This is a genomic window from Saccharothrix stipae, assembly GCF_054781895.1.
In genome coordinates, this window is sequence record NZ_BAAGTN010000005.1 from 442,296 (window position 1) to 461,325 (window position 19,030).

At 66.2% G+C, this 19,030-nt stretch carries 19 protein-coding genes and 2 tRNA genes; 7 read left to right on the plus strand and 14 right to left on the minus strand.

The features are described from left to right. Nucleotides 1-34 precede the first annotated feature (34 nt). Nucleotides 35-778 carry a methyltransferase domain-containing protein gene (locus ACYVLT_RS10975; protein WP_461120015.1) on the plus strand — a complete coding sequence of 248 codons (744 nt, stop codon included), beginning with the start codon at nucleotides 35-37 and terminating at the stop codon, nucleotides 776-778. Here the strand turns inward: ACYVLT_RS10975 and ACYVLT_RS10980 are convergent. The 5 genes from ACYVLT_RS10980 to tig all read right to left on the minus strand — a co-directional run bounded on the left by ACYVLT_RS10980 (nucleotide 765) and on the right by tig (nucleotide 5,576). Next, nucleotides 765-1,358, minus strand: coding sequence for an RBBP9/YdeN family alpha/beta hydrolase (locus tag ACYVLT_RS10980; RefSeq protein ID WP_461120016.1), 594 nt, complete (start codon nucleotides 1,356-1,358; stop codon nucleotides 765-767). The genes ACYVLT_RS10975 and ACYVLT_RS10980 overlap by 14 nt on opposite strands. Nucleotide 1,359: 1 nt before the next feature. Then, nucleotides 1,360-2,640 carry an ATP-dependent Clp protease ATP-binding subunit ClpX gene (gene clpX, locus ACYVLT_RS10985; protein WP_158840925.1) on the minus strand — a complete coding sequence of 427 codons (1,281 nt, stop codon included), beginning with the start codon at nucleotides 2,638-2,640 and terminating at the stop codon, nucleotides 1,360-1,362. 206 nt (nucleotides 2,641-2,846) lie between these two features. Continuing rightward, nucleotides 2,847-3,473: an ATP-dependent Clp protease proteolytic subunit gene (locus ACYVLT_RS10990; RefSeq protein WP_360452896.1), complete on the minus strand. Its 627-nt coding sequence runs from the start codon at nucleotides 3,471-3,473 to the stop codon at nucleotides 2,847-2,849. A gap of 28 nt (nucleotides 3,474-3,501) precedes the next feature. After that, entirely contained in the window at nucleotides 3,502-4,110 is a 609-nt protein-coding gene (locus ACYVLT_RS10995; RefSeq protein WP_360452894.1) for an ATP-dependent Clp protease proteolytic subunit, read from the minus strand. A gap of 113 nt (nucleotides 4,111-4,223) precedes the next feature. Next, on the minus strand, nucleotides 4,224-5,576 hold the full coding sequence (tig, locus tag ACYVLT_RS11000) for a trigger factor (RefSeq protein WP_461120017.1): 1,353 nt from the start codon (nucleotides 5,574-5,576) through the stop codon (nucleotides 4,224-4,226). A gap of 1,169 nt (nucleotides 5,577-6,745) precedes the next feature. Between tig and ACYVLT_RS11005 the strand changes: the two genes are divergently transcribed. Together ACYVLT_RS11005 and ACYVLT_RS11010 are read left to right on the plus strand one after the other, a co-directional pair. Beyond that, nucleotides 6,746-7,651, plus strand: a complete 906-nt coding sequence (locus ACYVLT_RS11005; RefSeq protein WP_360452890.1) for a LysR family transcriptional regulator — start codon at nucleotides 6,746-6,748, stop codon at nucleotides 7,649-7,651. A gap of 89 nt (nucleotides 7,652-7,740) precedes the next feature. Further along, nucleotides 7,741-7,992, plus strand: a complete 252-nt coding sequence (locus ACYVLT_RS11010; RefSeq protein WP_461120018.1) for a hypothetical protein — start codon at nucleotides 7,741-7,743, stop codon at nucleotides 7,990-7,992. Nucleotides 7,993-8,121: 129 nt separating this feature from the next. Here the strand turns inward: ACYVLT_RS11010 and ACYVLT_RS11015 are convergent. Next, nucleotides 8,122-8,195, minus strand: a tRNA-Pro gene (locus ACYVLT_RS11015). Between the two features lie 61 nt (nucleotides 8,196-8,256). Between ACYVLT_RS11015 and ACYVLT_RS11020 the strand changes: the two genes are divergently transcribed. After that, a tRNA-Gly gene (locus ACYVLT_RS11020) sits at nucleotides 8,257-8,327 on the plus strand. Nucleotides 8,328-8,397: 70 nt separating this feature from the next. On the opposite strand, the gene ACYVLT_RS11025 is transcribed toward ACYVLT_RS11020, so the two are convergent. The 7 genes from ACYVLT_RS11025 to ACYVLT_RS11055 all read right to left on the minus strand — a co-directional run bounded on the left by ACYVLT_RS11025 (nucleotide 8,398) and on the right by ACYVLT_RS11055 (nucleotide 14,378). Continuing rightward, on the minus strand, nucleotides 8,398-9,534 hold the full coding sequence (locus ACYVLT_RS11025; RefSeq protein ID WP_461120019.1) for a tyrosine-type recombinase/integrase: 1,137 nt from the start codon (nucleotides 9,532-9,534) through the stop codon (nucleotides 8,398-8,400). Beyond that, the gene (locus ACYVLT_RS11030) at nucleotides 9,534-9,722 is read right to left on the minus strand and encodes a helix-turn-helix domain-containing protein (protein WP_106615129.1); all 189 of its coding nucleotides are present in this window, start codon (nucleotides 9,720-9,722) and stop codon (nucleotides 9,534-9,536) included. The genes ACYVLT_RS11025 and ACYVLT_RS11030 overlap by 1 nt, the downstream gene beginning before the upstream one ends. 14 nt (nucleotides 9,723-9,736) lie before the next feature. Further along, entirely contained in the window at nucleotides 9,737-11,311 is a 1,575-nt protein-coding gene (locus ACYVLT_RS11035) for a replication initiator (protein WP_461120166.1), read from the minus strand. Between the two features lie 26 nt (nucleotides 11,312-11,337). Further along, entirely contained in the window at nucleotides 11,338-12,804 is a 1,467-nt protein-coding gene (locus ACYVLT_RS11040; protein ID WP_461120020.1) for an FtsK/SpoIIIE domain-containing protein, read from the minus strand. Between the two features lie 342 nt (nucleotides 12,805-13,146). Beyond that, nucleotides 13,147-13,725 carry an AMED_5909 family protein gene (locus ACYVLT_RS11045; protein ID WP_461120021.1) on the minus strand — a complete coding sequence of 193 codons (579 nt, stop codon included), beginning with the start codon at nucleotides 13,723-13,725 and terminating at the stop codon, nucleotides 13,147-13,149. Further along, on the minus strand, nucleotides 13,716-13,895 hold the full coding sequence (locus tag ACYVLT_RS11050; RefSeq protein ID WP_461120022.1) for a hypothetical protein: 180 nt from the start codon (nucleotides 13,893-13,895) through the stop codon (nucleotides 13,716-13,718). Before ACYVLT_RS11050 ends, ACYVLT_RS11045 begins: the two co-directional genes overlap by 10 nt. A gap of 30 nt (nucleotides 13,896-13,925) precedes the next feature. Further along, nucleotides 13,926-14,378, minus strand: a complete 453-nt coding sequence (locus ACYVLT_RS11055; RefSeq protein WP_461120023.1) for a hypothetical protein — start codon at nucleotides 14,376-14,378, stop codon at nucleotides 13,926-13,928. 160 nt (nucleotides 14,379-14,538) lie between these two features. Here ACYVLT_RS11055 and ACYVLT_RS11060 point away from each other — a divergent pair, with 160 nt between their 5' ends. Together ACYVLT_RS11060 and ACYVLT_RS11065 are read left to right on the plus strand one after the other, a co-directional pair. Continuing rightward, nucleotides 14,539-15,282, plus strand: a complete 744-nt coding sequence (locus ACYVLT_RS11060) for a DUF5919 domain-containing protein (RefSeq protein ID WP_461120024.1) — start codon at nucleotides 14,539-14,541, stop codon at nucleotides 15,280-15,282. A 12-nt stretch (nucleotides 15,283-15,294) separates the two neighbouring features. After that, nucleotides 15,295-15,765 (plus strand): NUDIX hydrolase, encoded by a 471-nt coding sequence (locus ACYVLT_RS11065; RefSeq protein WP_461120025.1) that lies wholly within the window; start codon nucleotides 15,295-15,297, stop codon nucleotides 15,763-15,765. Here ACYVLT_RS11065 and ACYVLT_RS11070 read toward each other — a convergent pair. Continuing rightward, on the minus strand, nucleotides 15,758-16,309 hold the full coding sequence (locus ACYVLT_RS11070; RefSeq protein WP_461120167.1) for an HD domain-containing protein: 552 nt from the start codon (nucleotides 16,307-16,309) through the stop codon (nucleotides 15,758-15,760). The two genes, ACYVLT_RS11065 and ACYVLT_RS11070, sit on opposite strands and share 8 nt — an antisense overlap. A gap of 181 nt (nucleotides 16,310-16,490) precedes the next feature. Here ACYVLT_RS11070 and ACYVLT_RS11075 point away from each other — a divergent pair, with 181 nt between their 5' ends. Then, nucleotides 16,491-18,023, plus strand: coding sequence for a hypothetical protein (locus tag ACYVLT_RS11075; protein WP_461120026.1), 1,533 nt, complete (start codon nucleotides 16,491-16,493; stop codon nucleotides 18,021-18,023). Nucleotides 18,024-19,030: the final 1,007 nt, after the last annotated feature.

Here is a 19,030-nt window from a genome sequence, read left to right on the forward strand (position 1 = left end):
AGGATCTCCACACTCCCGTGGTTGCCTTGGCACCATGCCGACGCACCCGGACCCGATCGCCTACCTGGACGACGTGGCGGAAGCGGGCCGCGCCTACAAGCGGCGCCTCCTGGACGACCTGGACCTGCGACCCGAGCACACCGCCCTCGACGTGGGCTGCGGTCCCGGCACCGACCTGCCCGCCATGGCCGGACGCGCGGGTGCCGTCATCGGTGTGGACGTGGACCCCGTCATGGTCGCGGAAGCGACGCGGCGCACCGCCGGGCTCTGCGTGGAGGTGCGCCAGGGCGACGCCCACGCACTGCCCCTGGAGGACGCGAGCGTGGACCGGGGGCGCATCGACCGGGTGCTCCACCTGGTGGCCGACCCGGCGGGCGTCCTGGCGGAGCTCCGCCGCGTGCTGCGCCCCGGCGGACGCGCCGTGCTCGCCCAACCGGACTGGGAGACCCTCGCCGTCGACCCCGGACCGGTGGCCGCGAACCTGGCGTTCAACCGCTTCGTGTGCGACCGGGTCGTGCGCAACCCCGTCGTGGGCAGGCAGCTGGCGAGGCTCTCCTCGGCGGCGGGTTTCACCGTGGTCGACGTGGCGGCCGACACCCAACTCCTGCGGGACTTCACCACCGCCGACGAGCTGCTCGGCCTGACCCGCAACGCCCACCGCGCCGTGCGGGCGGGCCGCATGACCCGCCGGGCCGCCGAGGCCTGGCTGGCCGAGCTCGCCGCCGGGCCGTTCCTGGCCGCGTTCTCCCTCTTCCGGGTGACGGTCAGCGCGGGGTGAGCGGGACCCGCCCGCTGCGCACCCACTTCAGCACCGCACCCCACGGCCCGTACCCGGAGTCCGTGTTCAGGTGCCCGCCGCCCACGATGACGTCCAGGTCGACCCGCACCGCCTCGGCCAGCTCCTTGGCCTGCGCCAACGTGCAGTAGGGGTCGCCCTCGCCCACGACGAGCCGGGTCGACACCGCCGCCCGCCGCACCGCCGTCGGGTCGAGCACCGGGTGCAGGAACTCGGAGATCAACGGCTCGCCGGCGAAGTCCGGCGCGGGCGGCGCGACCAGCAGCACCCGGTCCACCCGCAGCGCCGGGTCGAACGACCCGGCCGCGTGGTGCAGCCACAGCAGCGCGGCCAGCGAGTGCGCGACGACCACCCGTTCGACCGAACCGGCCGCGGGCATCGCGGCCAGGTGCGACCGCAGCTCCTGCGACCACACCGACAACCGCGGCTCGTCGGGAGAGCTGAACCGGGGCAGGTCGACCGACCCACCGTGGTGGGCCAGTTCGCCTGCCAGCCAGTTCTGCCAGTGCTCCGGCCCGGAACCACCCAGGCCGTGCAGGATCAGCGCGTGCGGGAGCGACAACTCACGCCGACTTCTCGCGGCGTTCCCGGCGCGAGGGCTGCCGGGCCACGATGGTCGGGTTGACGTTCTCCTTCACGGTCTGCTCCGTGATCACTACCTTGGCGACGTCCGAGCGGCTCGGGATGTCGTACATCACCGGCAGCAGGACTTCCTCCATGATCGCCCGCAGGCCGCGTGCGCCCGTGCCGCGCAGGATCGCCTGGTCGGCGACCGCCTCCATCGCCGTCCGGGTGAACTCCAGCTCGACGCCATCCATCTCGAAGAGCTTCTGGTACTGCTTGACCAGCGCGTTCTTCGGCTCGGTCAGGATCCGGACGAGCGACTCCTTGTCCAGGTTCGTGACGCTCGCGACCATCGGCAACCGGCCGATGAACTCGGGGATCAACCCGAACTTGATCAGGTCCTCGGGCATCGAGTCGGCGTAGTAGTCCGCCGCGTCGACCTCGGCCTTGGTCCGCACCTCGGCGCCGAAGCCGAGACCGCGCTTGCCGACCCGGTCCTGGATGATCTTGTCCAGGCCCGCGAACGCGCCCGCCACGATGAACAGCACGTTCGTCGTGTCGATCTGGATGAACTCCTGGTGCGGGTGCTTGCGACCGCCCTGCGGGGGCACCGACGCCGTGGTCCCCTCCAGTATCTTCAGCAGGGCCTGCTGCACGCCTTCACCCGACACGTCGCGCGTGATCGACGGGTTTTCACTCTTTCGAGCGATCTTGTCGACCTCGTCGATGTAGATGATGCCGGTCTCGGCGCGCTTGACGTCGTAGTCCGCCGCCTGGATGAGCTTGAGGAGGATGTTCTCCACGTCCTCACCCACGTAGCCCGCCTCGGTCAACGCCGTGGCGTCCGCGATGGCGAACGGCACGTTCAGCATCTTCGCGAGCGTCTGGGCCAGGTAGGTCTTGCCGCACCCCGTGGGCCCGAGCATGAGGATGTTCGACTTGGCGAGCTCCACGCCGTCGTCGCGGCCCTCACGCCCGCGGTCACCGGCCTGGATGCGCTTGTAGTGGTTGTAGACCGCCACCGAGAGCGTGCGCTTGGCCTCGTTCTGGCCGATCACGTACTGGTCGAGGAACTCGTGGATCTCGGCGGGCTTGGGCAGCTCGTCGAGCTTGACGTCACCGGCCTCCGCGAGTTCTTCCTCGATGATCTCGTTGCAGAGGTCGATGCACTCATCGCAGATGTAGACACCGGGGCCGGCGATGAGTTTTTTCACCTGCTTCTGGCTCTTGCCGCAGAAAGAGCACTTCAGCAGGTCGCCGCCGTCACCGATACGTGCCATGACCGCTGACCTCTGTCCCCTCCGGCGCACGACCTGGTGAGGTGCGCCTGACTGCTGATGTGGCGAGTGCCCGCTGGATGCGGGGTCCGCCCGTTCCCCTCGACGGTACCTGTCCTACCCGCCTGTGCGGGAGGACCAGCGTGCCCCCGACACCCCGAACTGAGCAGGACCCCTGGTCAGCTCGGCGTGTCGGGCGCCACGCCGGACTACTTCGCGGAGAGCTTCCGGTAAGGCAGAACGCTGTCGACGATGCCGTATTCCTTGGCCTGCTCGGCGGTGAGGATCTTGTCCCGCTCGATGTCCTCGCGCACCTGCTCCGGCGTGCGGCTGGTGTGCTTGGCCAGCGTGCTCTCCAGCAGCCTGCGCACCCGCTGGATCTCGTTGGACTGGATCTCCAGGTCGGAGACCTGCCCGTAGACGCCCTCGGTGGCCGGCTGGTGGATCAGGATCCGGGCGTTGGGCAGCGCGTGCCGCTTGCCGGGCGTGCCCGCCGCGAGCAGCACCGCGGCCGCCGAGGCCGCCTGGCCCAGGCAGTAGGTCTGGATGTCCGGGCGGACGAACTGCATGGTGTCGTAGATGGCCATCAGCGAGGTGAACGAGCCACCCGGCGAGTTGATGTACATCAGGATGTCGCGGTCGGGGTCCTCCGACTCCAGCACGAGCAGCTGGGCCATCACGTCGTTGGCCGACGCGTCGTCCACCTGCACGCCGAGGAAGATGATGCGCTCCTCGAAGAGCTTGTTGTACGGGTTGGACTCCTTGATGCCGTAGCTCGTGCGCTCGACGAACGACGGGAGCACGTACCGGGACTGCGGTGCGTGGAACTGGCTCACTTCAGGTCTCCTGGTGCTCGGCTCGCGGTCAGTTGGTCGACGCCTGGCTGGCGCGGGTGATCACCTTGTCCACGAAGCCGTACTCGAGGGCTTCCTGGGCGGTGAACCAGCGGTCGCGGTCCGAGTCGGCGACGATCCGCTCGACCGACTGGCCGGTGTGCTGCGCGATCAGCTCGGCCATCTCGTGCTTGGTCCGGGTGAGCATGTCCGCCTGGATCGCGATGTCCGCCGCCGTGCCGCCGACGCCCGCCGAGGGCTGGTGCATCAGGATCCGGGCGTGCGGGAGCGCGTGCCGCTTGCCGGGCGTGCCGGCGGAGAGCAGGAACTGGCCCATCGAGGCGGCCAGGCCCATCGCGTAGGTGGCCACGTCGGGCTGGATGAGCTCCATCGTGTCGAAGATCGCCATGCCGGCGGTCACCGAGCCGCCGGGCGAGTTGATGTAGAAGGTGATGTCCTTCTCCGGGTCTTCGGCGGCGAGGAGGAGGAGCTGGGCGACGATCTGGTTGGCGATGTTCTCTTCGACCTGCGTCCCCAGCACGATGATCCGCTCGCGGAGCAGACGCTCATAGACCGAGTCGTTGAGGTTCATCCCCGAGGCCGCTCGCATCATGGGCTCCGAGAAAGAGTGCTGCGTCACGTCTGCCTGCCTAACTTTGCCGACTAGCTGTGCCGAAAAGAGTCTCGTAGCAACGACCTTAACGAAGGCGGGCGGCGTCGACGTCCCGACACCGCCCGCGTTCGCTCAGGGCTTCACTCCGCGTTCGCGGGTTCCTCAGTGGACTTCGCCTCACCGAAAAGCTCGTCCAGGTCGAGGGCGTTGCCCGCGGAGTCGGTCACGGTGGCCTGGCGCACGACCGAGGCCAGCGCCTTGCCGCGGCGCACGTCGGCGAAGATCGCGCCCAGCTGGCCCGACTGCTGCGCCCGCTTGACGTACTCGTCCGGGCTGATGCCGAACCGCTGGGCCTGGTAGATGATCCGCTCGGTGAGCTCGCCGTCGGTGACGTTGAGCTGCTCGGCGTCGGCGATGGCGTCCAGCACGAGCTGGGTCTTCACCGCCTGCTCGGAGGCCTCGCGCACCTCGGTGTCGAACTGCTCCTTGGTCTGGCCCTGCTCGGCCAGCCACTCGGCGAAGCGCGCCTCGTCGTGGTCGAGGGCGTGGATCGCGTCGTGCGCCCGCGCCTCGATCTCGCCCTGGACGACGGCCTCGGGCAGCGGCACCTCGACGCTGGCCAGCAGCGCCTCCAGCACCTTGTCCCGGGCCTGGACGCCCTGCTGCATCTTCTTCACGCGGCCCAGGCGGGTGCGCAGGTCGGCCTTGAGCTCCTCCAGCGTGTCGAACTCGCTGGCGAGCTGGGCGAACTCGTCGTCCAGCTCGGGCAGCTGGCGCTCCTTGACCGAGTTCAGCACCACGGTGACCTCGGCGTCGCGGCCGGCGTGCTCACCGGCGACCAGGGTGGTGGTGAAGTTCTTCGACTCGCCCTCGGACGCGCCGACCAGGGCATCGTCGATGCCCTCCACGAGCTGGCCGGAGCCGATCTCGTAGGACAGGCCGGTGGTCTTGGCCTCCTCGACCTCCTCGCCGTCCACGGTCGCCGACAGGTCGACCACGACGAAGTCGCCGGTGCCGGCCGGGCGCTTGACGCCGGTGAGGGTGGCGAAGCGGGCGCGCAGCTCGTCCAGCTGCGTGTCCACGTCCTCGTCGGTGACCTCCTGGTCGTCGACGCTGACGGACAGCTCGCCGAAGGCGGGGACGGTGATCTCGGGGCGGACGTCGACCTCGGCGGTGAACGCCAGCGACTCGCCGTCCTCGATCTTGGTCACCTCGAAGTCGGGGCGGCCCAGGGTGCGCAGCTCACCGGAGCTGACGGCCTCCAGGTACTTGGCCGGGATCGCCTCCTGGACGACCTCGTCCAGCACGGGCGCGCGGCCGATGCGGCTCTCCAGCACGCGGGCGGGGGCCTTGCCGGGGCGGAAGCCGGGGATGCGGACCTGCTTGGCCAGCTTGCGGTACGCGCGGTCGAAGTCCGACTTGAGCTCGTCGAACGGCACCTCGACGTTGATCCGGACCCGCGTCGGGCTCAGGTGCTCGACGGTGCTCTTCAACGTGGTCTCCTCGTAACGGGCAGGACGTGCGGAACACCCCGTGAACGCGTCTGGTCGCGCCGGGATTCCGCCTGAGTCTAGGCGGTCGGCCGGCGCGGGGGCGCTAGCACCCCGCATCCGGGGGCCGCAACCTTGCGTGACGACGGTGGCGCGGGTCGTGCGCGGACATTGTCGCGGCAATACCGCGTGATCGGGAATCACATTGCGGGGCGCGGGCGGGAATTCTCAAGGCCGGTGGAATTCCGCCCGTTCGTGCTGCCCTCCCGTGCGGTCCTGCGGGCGGTCTCGTGCGTCCTTCCGGCGGCGGCCCGCGGCGGCGGCCGAAAACACAACAGTGATTCTTAACTCGGCTACCGACCCACTGCCCCCGCCGCCGCTCCCTCCTTCCCCCGCCGTCGACCCGCGGGTGCCGCCACCGGCGGCCGTGACCGCAATTTCGCGGTCTCGCCAGGGGCGATTCAGCCGTACCTATGCCGCTCAACGGTCGATCGACAGGGCGATCCGTTAGGCCATTCGAGTGGCACTGGGAGCCGTGAGCATGCCGTGGAGCGTCATCACCGAGCGAGGCGCCCACGGAGTCGTGTAACACGTATGTCGTAGGGACGACTAACAGTCGGCAACCACCGAGGAGGGCAGGTTCGTCAGAAAGAGTGAATTGAGGCCGTTTGGAGTAGTGCTCGACGGAAAACTTTCACTTGTCGAGATGACTCCAACCGCCGTAGTCCATTAGTGTGGGTTTCAGGTAGCGTGACGCCGGGATCCACGTGCTGGACCAGCAATAATTCACGTTGCCGGACGTTCTGGGGGGTCAGCAGCGGACGCAACCGGCAACCGGGACCGACAGGAACGAGCGAGACAATGTCATCGAGCTCTTTAACCACCTACCAGACAAGGTGCCGATGACCCGATGAGATCCATTCCGCCGCTGCCGAACACTAACCCAGGCCTACCCCTGGGCGCCGGCTGTCACTTCGGGGTCCGACCGGCCCCCGCGGTGCCGTCCGGCCACCGCGTACCACCCCTCGCGGTAGCGCGGCGATGTTGATCGACTTCAGGCCACGCGCACGTAGAAGCGCAGCCAGGTCAACTGCCGCCACGCAGAAGAGATCACGATGCCGTCCGGCGCCGGCCACATCGTGGACCACTTACACGCACCGTTGGGGAGCTCCATGGAGACGCGTCAGCTTTTGGCGTTCACAACTGTGGTTCAAACGGGCAGTTTCACCAAGGCAGCCGCCACGCTGAATTGCTCGCAACCCACTATAACCACTCGGATCAAGGCACTCGAAGAGACCCTCGGCGTGCCGCTGTTCCGTCGACTTCCGCGCGGCATCCAGATGACCTCTGCCGGTGTCGAGCTATTGCCGTTCGCGCGGAACATCATCACCCTGACCGACAAGGCCAGGAAAGCCATCACGATGAACGGCGAGCCGCACGGCAAGCTGGTCATCGGCAGCGCACAGAGTCTGACCGACTACCGTCTGCTACCACTGATCGAGTACATGTGCTGGCGGTACCCGAGCGTCCAGATCTCCCTCCACTCGCGCAACACCCAGGCGAACCTGACTTCGGTGCGTGAGGGGCGGTTGGACTGCACCTTCTTCATCGGCTCCGTGGAGCCCCGCGAGGGGTTGGAGACGACGGTGCTCTGCCCGGAGCCGCTGGTCATGGTCGCCGGTCCGACCCACGCCCTGACCAGGCGTTCGGTGATCACCGAGGACGAGCTGCGCGGCAGCACGCTCATCCGGGCCGAGAACGGCGCCAGCTACTACGAGCAGTTCGAGCAGGCGTTGGGTTTGCAGGAAGCCGAGTCGAAGTCGCCGGTGCTGGCGCTCGACTCGATCGACGCCGCCAAGCGGGCGGTCGCCTCGGGTCTGGGGATCTCGCTTGTCCCCGAGGTGACGGTCGCGGCGGAGCTCGCCGACGGCAGGTTGTGCCGGCTGCCCTGGGTCCCGCCGTTCCGGGTGTACACCCAGTTCGCGTGGCGCCAGGACAACTCCATCAACCCGTCGGTGACGGCACTCGTGTCGGCGGCGGCGCAGGTGGTCAGCGAGCAGGTGGCGACTCCGGCATGACACTGGGGAGCCGTTCTTGAGCGCCCGGGCGCGGGTGTGCTCAAGAACGGCCCGCGTTTCGCGGGACGAGTGCCGGGTAGGCCGAAGCCATGACCGTGAAGGCGCGTGATCTGCGCGCGTTGCTGACCTCCGACCTGCCGGACCCGAACCTGGTCCTGATCGAGGGCAGGCTGGAGGTCGTCCAGGTGGACGACCTGGACGCGGACCACTTCCGCGGTGCGATGCTGTTGCTCTCCAGAGCCGAACTCCTGGCGCGAGGCGTGGACGAGAACTCGCCGGACCAGGAGCTTGAACGCCAGGCGGCCGCGGTCTCGACCGCCGTCAACGAACTGGGCGGCTGACCGCCTTCGGTTCGCCCTCGACCACATCGGGCTCTTCCGCCTCGACCCCGCAACCGGGCTCCTGCTCGGGCGCCCCTGGTCCGGGATCGGAAGGGCCCTGACCAACCACCAGGCTGGCCAGGGCGACCGTCGGGGCGACAGGATTTGAACCTGCGACCCCCCGCTCCCAAAGCGGGTGCGCTACCAAACTGCGCCACGCCCCGGTCCACCCAAGCCTATCGCGACCAGCTAAGCTACCAACGCGCCCACCCCGGTAGGCGCGGTGCGGGTGTAGCTCAATGGTAGAGCCCCAGCCTTCCAAGCTGGTCATGCGGGTTCGATTCCCGTCACCCGCTCTCGACTTCCCCTTGCAGGTCAACAGCGGTGCCACCCATCTCCGGGTAGCACCGCTGTCGTGTCTCTAGATCAGGTCGTGCGATTAGCGTGCGATTGGCTCTTCCTGACCCGCTCACTGAGCTTGTCGGCGATCTCACGATCACGCTCGCGGGTCGCGTGCTGGTAGATCAGCGCCGCCCGCATGCTCCCGTGCCCCATGCGGTGCATCAGTTCCCGCGTGCTGGCACCGGCTGCCGCCGCCAGGTTGTTGCCCGTGTGGCGCAGGTCGTGGAAGTGGAAGCCCTTCGGGAGTCCGACCTCGGCCACGGTCTTGATCCACTTCACGGACCGGTGCCAGTTGCCCCGCTTGAGCGCCGCGCCCTTCGCTCCGGTGAAGATCAACTCCTCCGGACCGGCCTTGACGAACGCCATCAGGTGACGCCGGAAGTCGTCCACGAGGATCTCCGGCATGGCGACCGTTCGGAAGCCCGCCGCTGACTTCGGTGGGCCTTCCACGAGCTGCCCCGAGTTGAGCTGAGCCAACCTCCGAGGAACCCGGACCGATGGCGCGTCCAGGTCGACGTCACACCTTCGGAGGGCGATCAACTCACCCCACCGCAGGCCGGTGAAGGCAGCGGCCAGGATCAGCACCCGGAAGCGTGGCGGCACGGTCTCGGACAGGGTGAAGACCTGGTCCACGGACGCCACCGGCCGTTCGGGAGCCTTCTCCTGGTCTGCTCCCTTGACGCGGCACGGGTTCCGCTTGATCCGGTTGTCGTCCAGGGCGGTGTTCATGACCGCCCGTAGTAGCCGGTACGCCTTGGCGGTCGTGGTGTCCGAACGGCCGTTGTCGAGCAGGTGCCGTCGCCAGGTGCGCACGGTCTCCGTGGTGATGGAGTTGAGCAGCTTCTCCCCTAGGAACGGCACGACGTGCAGCCGGAACTGCCGCTCGTACTCCTCACGAGTACGGACGCCGAGCTGCCGTTCCTTGATCCACCGCTCCCCGTACTCCTTGAGCGCGACCTTGCCGAGCAGCGGGTCAACCCACTCACCGCGGAGCAGATCGGCTTCGACCGTGGACAGCCAGGCGTTGGCATCGGTCTTGGTCGGGAATGTCTCCGGCGCGTTTCGACGAAGGCCGTCAGGCCCGAGGTAGCTCGCCTGGTGCCGACCGGACGGCAGCTTACGAACGTGGCCGAACTGGCGGTGGTTCTTCTTGTTCGCCATCAGGCAGCCCTCCAGACCGGCTCGACCCGACCGGCGTTGATGAACTCGTCCACATCGGCCCGCTTCAGCCGGACGTGCCGCCCGAGGTGGTGGAACGCGATCCGACGCTCAGCGATGAGCCGCCGGACGAAGCGGACGGTCGTGTTCATGTAGTCCGCCGCTTCCTGAACCGTGAAGTGCTCCTTCATCTCTTCTCCCCCATTTACGCAGCTTGAGACGTTGCCGAACGGTTTGGCGGACCGGCCGAGGCGAGCAACGCCGCCGTGTACTCGGCCTTCCATCGACGCCGCTCCGCGACCGCCCGCAGCAGCAGGTGTGGTCTTGGGGGCACGTTCGGGTCACCGGGCTGCACGTTGTTCCAGACGACCCGTTTCGGCTGGTCGTCCCCGGTGATCCCCACGTCGGCGAGCAGTTGCCGAACGAATTCCTTGCGGTCGTGCTTGTGGTCGGCGAGCGACTTGCCCGACCACTTCCGCGACACCAGCACCCGCCGACCGGCGACGCCGAGCGTTGAGCGCTTGTGCGCCTTGCCCTTGCACTTGCCCGGTTCCATCGACAGGCGAGCGCCCTTGGGTTGGACGCCGTAGAGCAGCCACACCGGGCACTGCGGCGAGCAGGGCGTCACGGCCAGCTCCGTGCACAGCCGTTCGGCGTGGTCCTCCTGGCGGCTGGTCCGAGCGTCGAAGCACTCACCGATGCTCTTGGTCAGGTACTTCGTCAGGTAGCCAATGTGACGTCCGGCCTCCTCCGTGCCGCCGAGGATGCCCTTGGAGTGCACCTGCACCCCGAACCGCGCCACATGTGCCGGACGCTCCACCTGGTCGAGGGCTTCCGCCCAGGTCGGCAGAGGTTCGCGGGTAGCCGGATCAACGAACCCCTTCGCCCGCGCGTCCCACACCGGCCGGTTGTCACCGCCGTACTTGATCTCGTCGTGGTTGGGCCACCACACCTGGTGGTAGGTGGCCTCAGCGACCGCTCGCAGCTCCGCGCGCGAGATCGAACCCCGGATAGCGGCGTGCCAGTGTGGCGCCAGTCGCCGCTGAGGTTCGACCGTTGAGAAGTACTGCACGTCCCAGCCGACGCAGCGCCGCAGGTTCTGCACGAACCGGTCCAGCAGTGCCGCGAAGTGCACCGCGTCCCGAGCCGCACGCCGGTAGTCGTACCGGGCCGGATCGACCGGCGCGCCGTCGCTGCGCACCTTCCCATAGCTGTCGAGCGTCAGCGTGAGGAACGTGGACGGCTGGTACTTGCCCCCGAAGACCCGGCCGACCGTCCGCTTCTGGACCGGCCGCCGAGGCAGGTTCGGCGCATCCTGCCGCCGCCTGGTCGACCGCTTCCGCACCGCCCGTGGCCGAGCCTCCAGAGCCGGAAGCGAACCGCGGACTCCGAGCTGCCGCAGCTCCGCGTCAACCCCGGCGACCTCGTCCCGAACCTCCTCCGCCCCGATCTCGTCGCCCTCCTCGACCGCCGCCCGGTACGCCTTGACCAGATCGGCCCGGAAGGCCGCCACCTCCCGCTGATCCTCGGTCGGCGAGTCCGGGGTGAAGTCGGGTTCCTCGGCCAGATGCCATCCCTCGCGGCACTGCGCCATCCGCAACCTGCGGTTCTTCTCGGCGCACGTCGGGCACACGCTGGCGACCGTCGAGCCGCACGGGACGGGCACGATGTCCACCCGCCCGGTGTCCAGGTCAACCCGCTCCTTAGCCAGCGGCCGGACACACACGCCGTGTTCCTCAGCCACCGCCCGAGCCACATCCAGCGCCGCCGGCTGCTTCATCCGGTCCGCACGAGTCAGGTACTCACTCACGCCGCAACCTCCCCCGAGCCGTCCGGCCGAGTCCGGAAGTCGTGCACCTCCGCGTCAGCCAGGAACACGGCCAGCTCGACCAAGTCGGCATCGGTGACGTGGAAGGCCCGAACCCGCTCCGGCTCCCGTTGCCCGTCCTGCTTCACCCAGGCGACACCGGGCGTGTTCTCGCTGATCTCGTTAGCTGCCGCGCCACGCTGCCGCACGCCGTCACCAAGGACCATGTCCACCTGTTGCGGCTCGTCCATGCGCAGCGCGACACGGGTGCTGAACAGGTGCCGGAAGGACACGACTTCCTTGCGCGGATCCTGGACCAGGCCGACGACCGCGTAGCCGGGTGCACGCCCCTGTGAGGTGATCGTCTGGATAGCCCGCACCGCTCGTTCCCGGAGCTGCTTGTCCGGCTGGTAGGCGATCAGGTCCGCCAGCTCATCGACCACCAGGACCGTGAACGGTTCTCCGGTCGACCGCGCCCACAGCCGCCGAACACCCCGGTAGCGCGTCGCCCGTTCCTTGACCTCTGCGGCGATTTCTTCAAGCAGGGCAACGGCTTCCGGTCCGTTGTCGTACACGACCCGGTCGAAGGTATCGGGGCACTGCCCGAGTTCCATCCCGCCCTTCGGGTCGATCCCCACGAGCCGCACCAGGCCCGCCCGGACCGCCGGGGCGAGCTGCCACACCAGCGACCACAGCACCGAGCCCTTGCCCGCACCGGGCACGCCGACGACGAGCACTTGGGACCCGAGCAGCCGCAGCCGCCACGGCTTGCCCGTCTCGGTCCGGCCGACCACCACCCGCTTGAGATCCACCTCCACATCCGTCAACGCCGGGACAGGAAGGGGACGCAGCAGCGGGTCACGGTGGACGAAGTCCAGCTCGATCACCCTCGGCCGCAGCACCCGCACCCGGCACGAGCGAGCGCCGAACGAGTGCGCCAAGCCGTCCCGACGCAGCTCCCACACCTCCGGCGACTGTGCCGGGACCATGCGCACCCGGACCCGGTCTCGCCATCCCTCGGACCGCACCCGCCGAAGGCTCGGCCGGTACTCGCGCCCACGGTCCTGCTTGGCCAGCTCAGCGAGCCGCATCACCGACCGCCACCGAGGCACGTACACCGTCGCCCGCCGACACTCGGTCACCAGTCCGTACCAGCCGTGGCGCAGGAACGACCGACGATCGAGACCTGCCCAAATGGTCAGTGCCGCGACCAGCGACAACAATGCCAGCACCAACGCCGAGAGCCCGAACCGCCACCAGCACCAGGCCGCCGACAACGGCACCAACGTGACCACCGGGTACCGAACGACAACGAGCACCAGGCGCACGGCCCCGACGACCATCAGCCACACCAGCGCCACCAGTGCCGCGATCCACTTTGCCTTGCCGGGAACGAGCACCCACCACGGCACCCGAGGCCGGACGCCCTCGAACGGAGCCGGGTCGACCCACCGTCCGCCGTTCATCGCGCACGCCCCATGGGGGCGAAAATCAGCGGTAGCCATCCCAGGCAGCCGCAGCAAACGAGCTGATTCGGGGCGTAGACACCGAACCGCTTGCACGCCCCGCAGGGGCGACCGTTGGACAACTTCCACACTGTCGGAGCACCGCGCCGACTTGACGCGCGCACCCCACGTACCGATAGCCTCGACATGACCGGAATCCCTTGTGTGGTAACGAAAGCACGCGAAAGTTCCGGTCGGTGTGTCGCCGGGAAACAGCTTCAGCCCGCCAAGACTCGAACCTGTTTCCCGCGACCCCACCAACCAGCAATTCAGATCACTTGCCGCACGAGACCGCCCGCACGGTCAATCGCTCGTCTCGACCTCGAACAGGTCCTCGAACTCGAACGGCGCGAGCGCCTTCAACGCCCCGCTGATGAACCGCGCACCGGGCCGCAACTCGCCGTCACGCGCACGCTTCACCGTCGACCGGTTGAGCCCCATCGCCTTGGCCAACGCGTAGTCCGAGTGGAACCCCGCCAACCGCACAGCCTTGGTGAACGCGTCGTCACGGAGCCTGACGTTGTACCGGGGGTCGCCCAGGTATCCGACGACAGCCACGGTCGCCGCCGCACTCTCCGGCACGTTCGGCCCGCTCACCTGACGCTTCTTACTCCGAGCTGCCGCCGCACTGGCGAGGTTCTGAGCGATCTTCTTGCCCTTCTCCCAGTGCTGCGCCGCCAGGAGGAGCGATTCCCTCTGCCGTCCACGATCGGTCTCAGCGATCCGCCGATACACCTCAGCCGCCCGGAAGTGGAAATCCCGCCACTCCGCCCGCGTGGCCTCGGGTGAGGGCATCACCTCAGCCAACGCATCGTGGGCAGCCCGGAACGTCGTCGCCGAGCGCACTGCCGACCACAACTCCCCCGACCGGCTCACTCCCACTCATCCCCCACGATGCCCAGCGCAACGCCACCGTCCTGCAACGCCGACCGCAACCTGTTGACCGACTCCCGATCGACCACCAACACCGCCGGGAACGCATTGCCGAACCGGATCTCCACCCGGTCGGCGAACGTCAACGGGTAGGCCCGGATGGGCAGGTCATCGGTCACGTGCAACCGCACCATGTCACCCGCCACCGCTCACGCCGCCCTGGCAGCGGTCTTGGCGACCACCGGCTTCATGCCCGACGCGCGCAGGCTGTACCCGAGCTTCGCCCGACACCGGTGCCGCTCACCCCCGTGGCTCCCCCGGCACGCCTTGTCATCGATCCACGGCGTCACCGTCAACCCTTCGAACACCACCGGCCGAACATCGGTCCCCGGAATCACCTCCGGCGGAACCGGCTGGTGAGGAGCCGCGATCTTCACCGTCACCACGGCGTCCGTCTTGCGCTCCGCCGCCTGGTCGATCACCAGGACCGACCACACCAACAGCCCCGACTCCTTGTCCGTCTCCTGCTGGACCGGCAACCCCTTCGCCCGCTCCTCGGCCGACTGGAACCTGAGCACCGGCTCGACACCCATCACCAGCGCGCCACGGGGAAAGACGAAGTCGTGCGTCGCCGGGAGCCTGCTCCCACCACTGATCGCCACAGCCGATCTCCTGTCATCAGCGTCGGCTGGACCCTCGGTCCAGCACCTTGACACCAACCACTTTCGGCCGATCAGCGGGACGCAAGCACCGCATAGCGGGACTTCTAAGGACGTCCCTGCTAACTTGAAGACGTCCCAAGTCGTCACAACGGGGGTACACATGGCCAACGAACGCCTACGAGAAGCCCTGCTCCGCAACGGCTTGGACCTCGACCACGTAGCCCGCGCCACCGGCGTCGACCCCAAGACCGTCGAACGCTGGATCACCAAGGGCCGAGTCCCCTACCCCCGCCACCGCCACACCATCGCCTCGATGGTCCGCGAGACCGAGAACTACCTCTGGCCGGACGCCGTAGCCGCGGACCGCAAGGCCGAGATCGCCGAGTCCGAGGTGGTCAAGGTCTACCCCCACCGCAACAACATCCCCGCGGACCTCTGGGACCGACTCCTCAACGACGCCACCAAGCACATCGAGGTCTTGTCTCTGGCCGCCCTCTTCCTGGTCGAGCGCCCGACCTTCGCCAAGGAGCTGCGCCTGAAGGCCGAGAACGGAACCCGCATCCGCCTACTGTTCGGCGACCCCACCGCCCGCGAAGCCGCCCGCCGCAGCGAGGAAGAGCAGCTAGGCAAAGGCACTGTCGCCGCCCGCATCCGCAACGCCCTAGCGTTCGTCCGCCCTCTGGTCGACGTCCCCGGCATCGAGGTGCGCCTCCACAAGACGACCCTCTACAACTCCGTCTTCCGCTTCGACGACGAGATGATCGTCAACACCCACGTCTACGGCTTCCCCGGAGCCCACGCCCCAGCCCTCCATCTACGCCGACTCTCCGCAGGCGACCTCTTCGAGACCTACTCCGAAAGCCTGGAGACCGTCTGGGCCGGAGCGAAGCGCGCAACCTTCTGACAAGGTCGAACCATGGCGCGGACCGACTACCTCAACGACCCCAACGCCCCGAAGCCCAACAGCATCCGGGTAGCCGTCAGCGCCATCGTCCAGGACCCCACCGGCCGCCTCCTGATGATCCGGCGCACCGACAACGACAAGTACGCCATCCCCGGCGGCGGCCAAGACGTCGGCGAAACCCTCACCCAAGCCGTCGTCCGCGAGGTTGAGGAAGAGACCGGCGTCCACGTCGAAGTCACCGCTCTGGTCGGTCTGTACTCCAACCCCAACCACGTCATCGCCTACGGCAACGGCGAAGTTCGCCAGGAGTTCTCCATCTGCTTCCGCGCTCAACCTCTCGGCGGCGAACTGCGACCAAGCAGCGAATCCAAGGAAGTCCACTGGATAGAACCGGACCGCCTAGCCGACCTCGACATCCACCCATCCATCCGCCTACGCATCGACCACGGCCTCAGCAACCGCCCCGAGCCCTACTTCACCTGACCTCAACCCCAGCACCCCTCAACCGAGCCTCCGTCCGCTCCACCGCAGCAACCAACTCAGGCTCCGCCTGCCGGATGAAAACCGTCACCAGGTCTTCCGGCCCATACCGCGCCTGAATCTCCGCGATCCGCTCATGAACCCCGACCGTGTCCCCATCCGGCCCTGTGGTCATGTCCGCCCACCACAGCGCATCCCGCAGCGGTGTCCCCTCATCCACCCAACGCGCCAGCTCAGCCGAGCACCCTCTCAGCTTCGCCTCCCGGTAGGCGTAGGAGTGATGGGCCACGAGAGCGCAAAGTCGACGCGAAAAACCCATTGCGGCAAGGTAGCGCGCACCATCGATTGGATGGAAGCCCAAATCTTTGAGGCGACTCGAGTAGCCGATATCGTGAAGCACGGCGGCATCAGCCAAGATATCCACTTCTTCTTTCGAAAGAATAGCAGCGGTTTCTTTAACTCGTCGCAACACCCCTTTAACATGCTTCCAGCGACCCGGAAGTTCAACCGCCAAAAGCTCACAGGCTAGATTAAATGAATAACGCATGCCCACAAGTGCCTTCCTAGATAAATTCGACGGCAGCGGCCGTATGCATTTTACCTCTTCCTTCCTACATCATGCGCCTTGCCTGCACCTTTGCCGCCAGAGATCCTGGTGAGCACGGATGAAACGTTCGTGGCCGACCTTGCGATTATACAGTAGGACGCAAGCACAGCGGGAGTGAATAATGAAAGATATACCTGCCGAAGACGACGCATACAGCAACATCTTCAACCCCGAGGCGGCCGACAGCAAGGATTTGAATCGAGCTTTTATCCGAGATATCTTGCCAGGAGGCATTCCATCTAAACAACATCTCCTCGAACGCTGGCTAAACAACATTTCTGCGAGATTTCACTACTACATCGACGGTGTTCGAGAAGTCGCCTCCAAGCCGCCTTCTGGGCATCGTAAAACAAACGTAGGTTCGTCTACAAAGAACATTGGAATGATGCTGAACGCGCCACAGCGACGACAAATAGAGAAACTTGTCGATAAAATTCACTCCAAGGTTCAGGAGAGCCTCGATTCACAGATCGAGCAGTTAGTACGCTTCAACGAAAGCCTCAAGGAGGGTAAAAATAGAACCAATTCGAAAGCCTACCACCCGCCTACGCCCGATGTAGTGTCCACAATGATCGGACTTCTTGTCGACCCGGAAGAAATCGAGCACCTAACAAAAAACGGGCTTGACCTTGACGAGCTTTCTCACACGCAAAAGCTGTACTTTTTTGAATTGCATCAGGCGAGGCTAACGCCAAGTCCAGATCTGATCTTGTGTCAGGCGCTGCTTCCGGCAATGACAGCACAGTTCGAAGAATACCTTTCATCTACATTGAGATTTGCACTTTCACTCCATCCAAACGCAATGAATCTAGGGAAGAAGCAGATATCCCTGGAGGAAGTACGCCGCTTCCAAAGTACATCTGACCTGGAAAGGAAGCTGGCGGACAAAGCCGTTTCAGATTTTATTAGCGGCTCGCCTGAACACTGGCGGAAGGAGCTGGACACTTGGCCGGGAATTAGAATCGACGAGCTATCAGACAACTGGGCGGCGTTTATTGAGATATTTTTGCGTCGAAACTCTGTTGTACATCGCGCGTCCATGGCGGACGAAAAGTACCTGCACCTGCTGCCGAGGGAGCTTGATGCGCCACCTCTTGGTATGCCACTAATTATCGATAGAGAGTACTTGCTATCCGCAGCCGATCGACTTGAATGTGTAGCAGCGGGCATATTTGCAATGTGGCCGAATAAAGTGGCAAGGCAATTCAAGATCGACACTTCGGCAAGTGTCGCGATTCGCGTTTATAACGCCTTAAATGACGGTCGATGGACCGCAGCGGCCATCATTTCTAGCAGCTTCCTACAAGGATGGACCGACGACGATCCACAAGGCGTCGTAGAGGAACTCCGCGTCAACAACTGGATGGCGAGGCTAGAGGCATTTCCCGAAACACGAGAAGAGGTATTTACGGAAATTGACTCGTGGCAGAGTCCAGAGGATCTCTCGTTTGATATAGCAAAGCTCCTCCTTAAGGGCGAAGACGCTCACGCACTAGATCTAATCAAAAGTAGCATTCAGGCAGGAAAGCTTGCCGGGGACCAAATAGCCCACTGGCCGCTTATCAAAAACCTGACAACCCGCACGCCGTCAGCTATAAAAATACTGCGAACCCCGTCTCGCATCAAGGTCGTAGGTCCCAGAAAAAGAAGGTAGGCTGCCGAGTTGCGCTGTACAGGATCAAGGCGCACCGCCTGTGGCGGTGCGCGGCAGAGACCGGCTCACGTCGGCACCGACTCCCCGCATCACGGCACGCCGGGCTCCCGCTTCGCTCCGCCCGTCGGCCGTGCGCGGAGTTGGTGCACGTGGTCCGGCGGCGGCGCGGCTACATCTGGAAGCGCTCAGATCACCACGGGTTCGCTGGCTCGACGGTCGGGACGATCGCGCGGTTACACGGCTCGATCGAGCTGGGCACGGCGATCGGCTGCCGCGACGGCTTCGCCGTCTTGCCATCGGGTAGGCGGCTCGGCGACCAGGGCCAAGCACAGGCACGCGAATGGGCACCATCTCTGAGGCGGCCCGCACTGTGGCCGAATGCCAGGGTGGTGCCCGGTTGAGGCTGTGACATGCCATCGCCGCCCGTGCCCCTCACGTGCCCCATCTCAGGGTCAGCAGCGGTCAATCAGGGGCACGGACGGTCAGATGGCAAGCAAAGGTGCTGGTCAGAGAGTTAGCTGGTCAAGGGCTTGATCGCCGCCAGACCTTCCAAGCTGGTCATGCGGGTTCGACTCCCGTCACCCGCTCTCCACTCTTGAAGCCGGTAGAGCCCTCACGGACCGTCCCATGTGGACGGTCTTTTGCTCTTTTGCGGATCGTTCGTACCCTTCGTGTGCCCGCCCGGTGCAGACCGGGCCTCGACCCCGCCGCGATGCTTCGCCACCGCTCCTCCCTCGCCTGGGGACGATGGAGGCCGGACGGGTCGGGCTGTTCCCCACCAGTTCGTGAAGCGTTCTCGGTCTCTGCGGCCAGAGCGTCGCCGGTGTGCCGCAGGTCGTGCAGGTGGATGTCCGCCATGAGAACGCCGAATCCGTGGTCAAGGCGAAATTTGTACTGATGTCAGTTCGGTCTGCGACGATTCAATCAGGCAAGAGTGGCGATGCGCGCCCGAGGTTGAGCGTGCTGGTGGCTGCGGTGACCGTGGATCGGCGAACGCAGCAGGTTGG

What these genes read in the sequence shown, in the direction of transcription:
- ACYVLT_RS11010 (WP_461120018.1), top strand. Translation starts at nt 7,741, where the DNA reads ATGACCGTGAAGGCGCGTGATCTGCGCGCGTTGCTGACCTCCGACCTG.
- ACYVLT_RS11075 (WP_461120026.1), top strand. Translation starts at nt 16,491, where the DNA reads ATGAAAGATATACCTGCCGAAGACGACGCATACAGCAACATCTTCAAC.
- ACYVLT_RS11005 (WP_360452890.1), top strand. Translation starts at nt 6,746, where the DNA reads ATGGAGACGCGTCAGCTTTTGGCGTTCACAACTGTGGTTCAAACGGGC.
- clpX (WP_158840925.1), bottom strand. Translation starts at nt 2,640, where the DNA reads ATGGCACGTATCGGTGACGGCGGCGACCTGCTGAAGTGCTCTTTCTGC.
- ACYVLT_RS11065 (WP_461120025.1), top strand. Translation starts at nt 15,295, where the DNA reads ATGGCGCGGACCGACTACCTCAACGACCCCAACGCCCCGAAGCCCAAC.
- ACYVLT_RS11035 (WP_461120166.1), bottom strand. Translation starts at nt 11,311, where the DNA reads ATGAAGCAGCCGGCGGCGCTGGATGTGGCTCGGGCGGTGGCTGAGGAA.
- ACYVLT_RS11040 (WP_461120020.1), bottom strand. Translation starts at nt 12,804, where the DNA reads ATGAACGGCGGACGGTGGGTCGACCCGGCTCCGTTCGAGGGCGTCCGG.
- ACYVLT_RS11030 (WP_106615129.1), bottom strand. Translation starts at nt 9,722, where the DNA reads ATGAAGGAGCACTTCACGGTTCAGGAAGCGGCGGACTACATGAACACG.
- ACYVLT_RS10975 (WP_461120015.1), top strand. Translation starts at nt 35, where the DNA reads ATGCCGACGCACCCGGACCCGATCGCCTACCTGGACGACGTGGCGGAA.
- ACYVLT_RS11060 (WP_461120024.1), top strand. Translation starts at nt 14,539, where the DNA reads ATGGCCAACGAACGCCTACGAGAAGCCCTGCTCCGCAACGGCTTGGAC.
- ACYVLT_RS11070 (WP_461120167.1), bottom strand. Translation starts at nt 16,309, where the DNA reads ATGCGTTATTCATTTAATCTAGCCTGTGAGCTTTTGGCGGTTGAACTT.
- ACYVLT_RS11025 (WP_461120019.1), bottom strand. Translation starts at nt 9,534, where the DNA reads ATGGCGAACAAGAAGAACCACCGCCAGTTCGGCCACGTTCGTAAGCTG.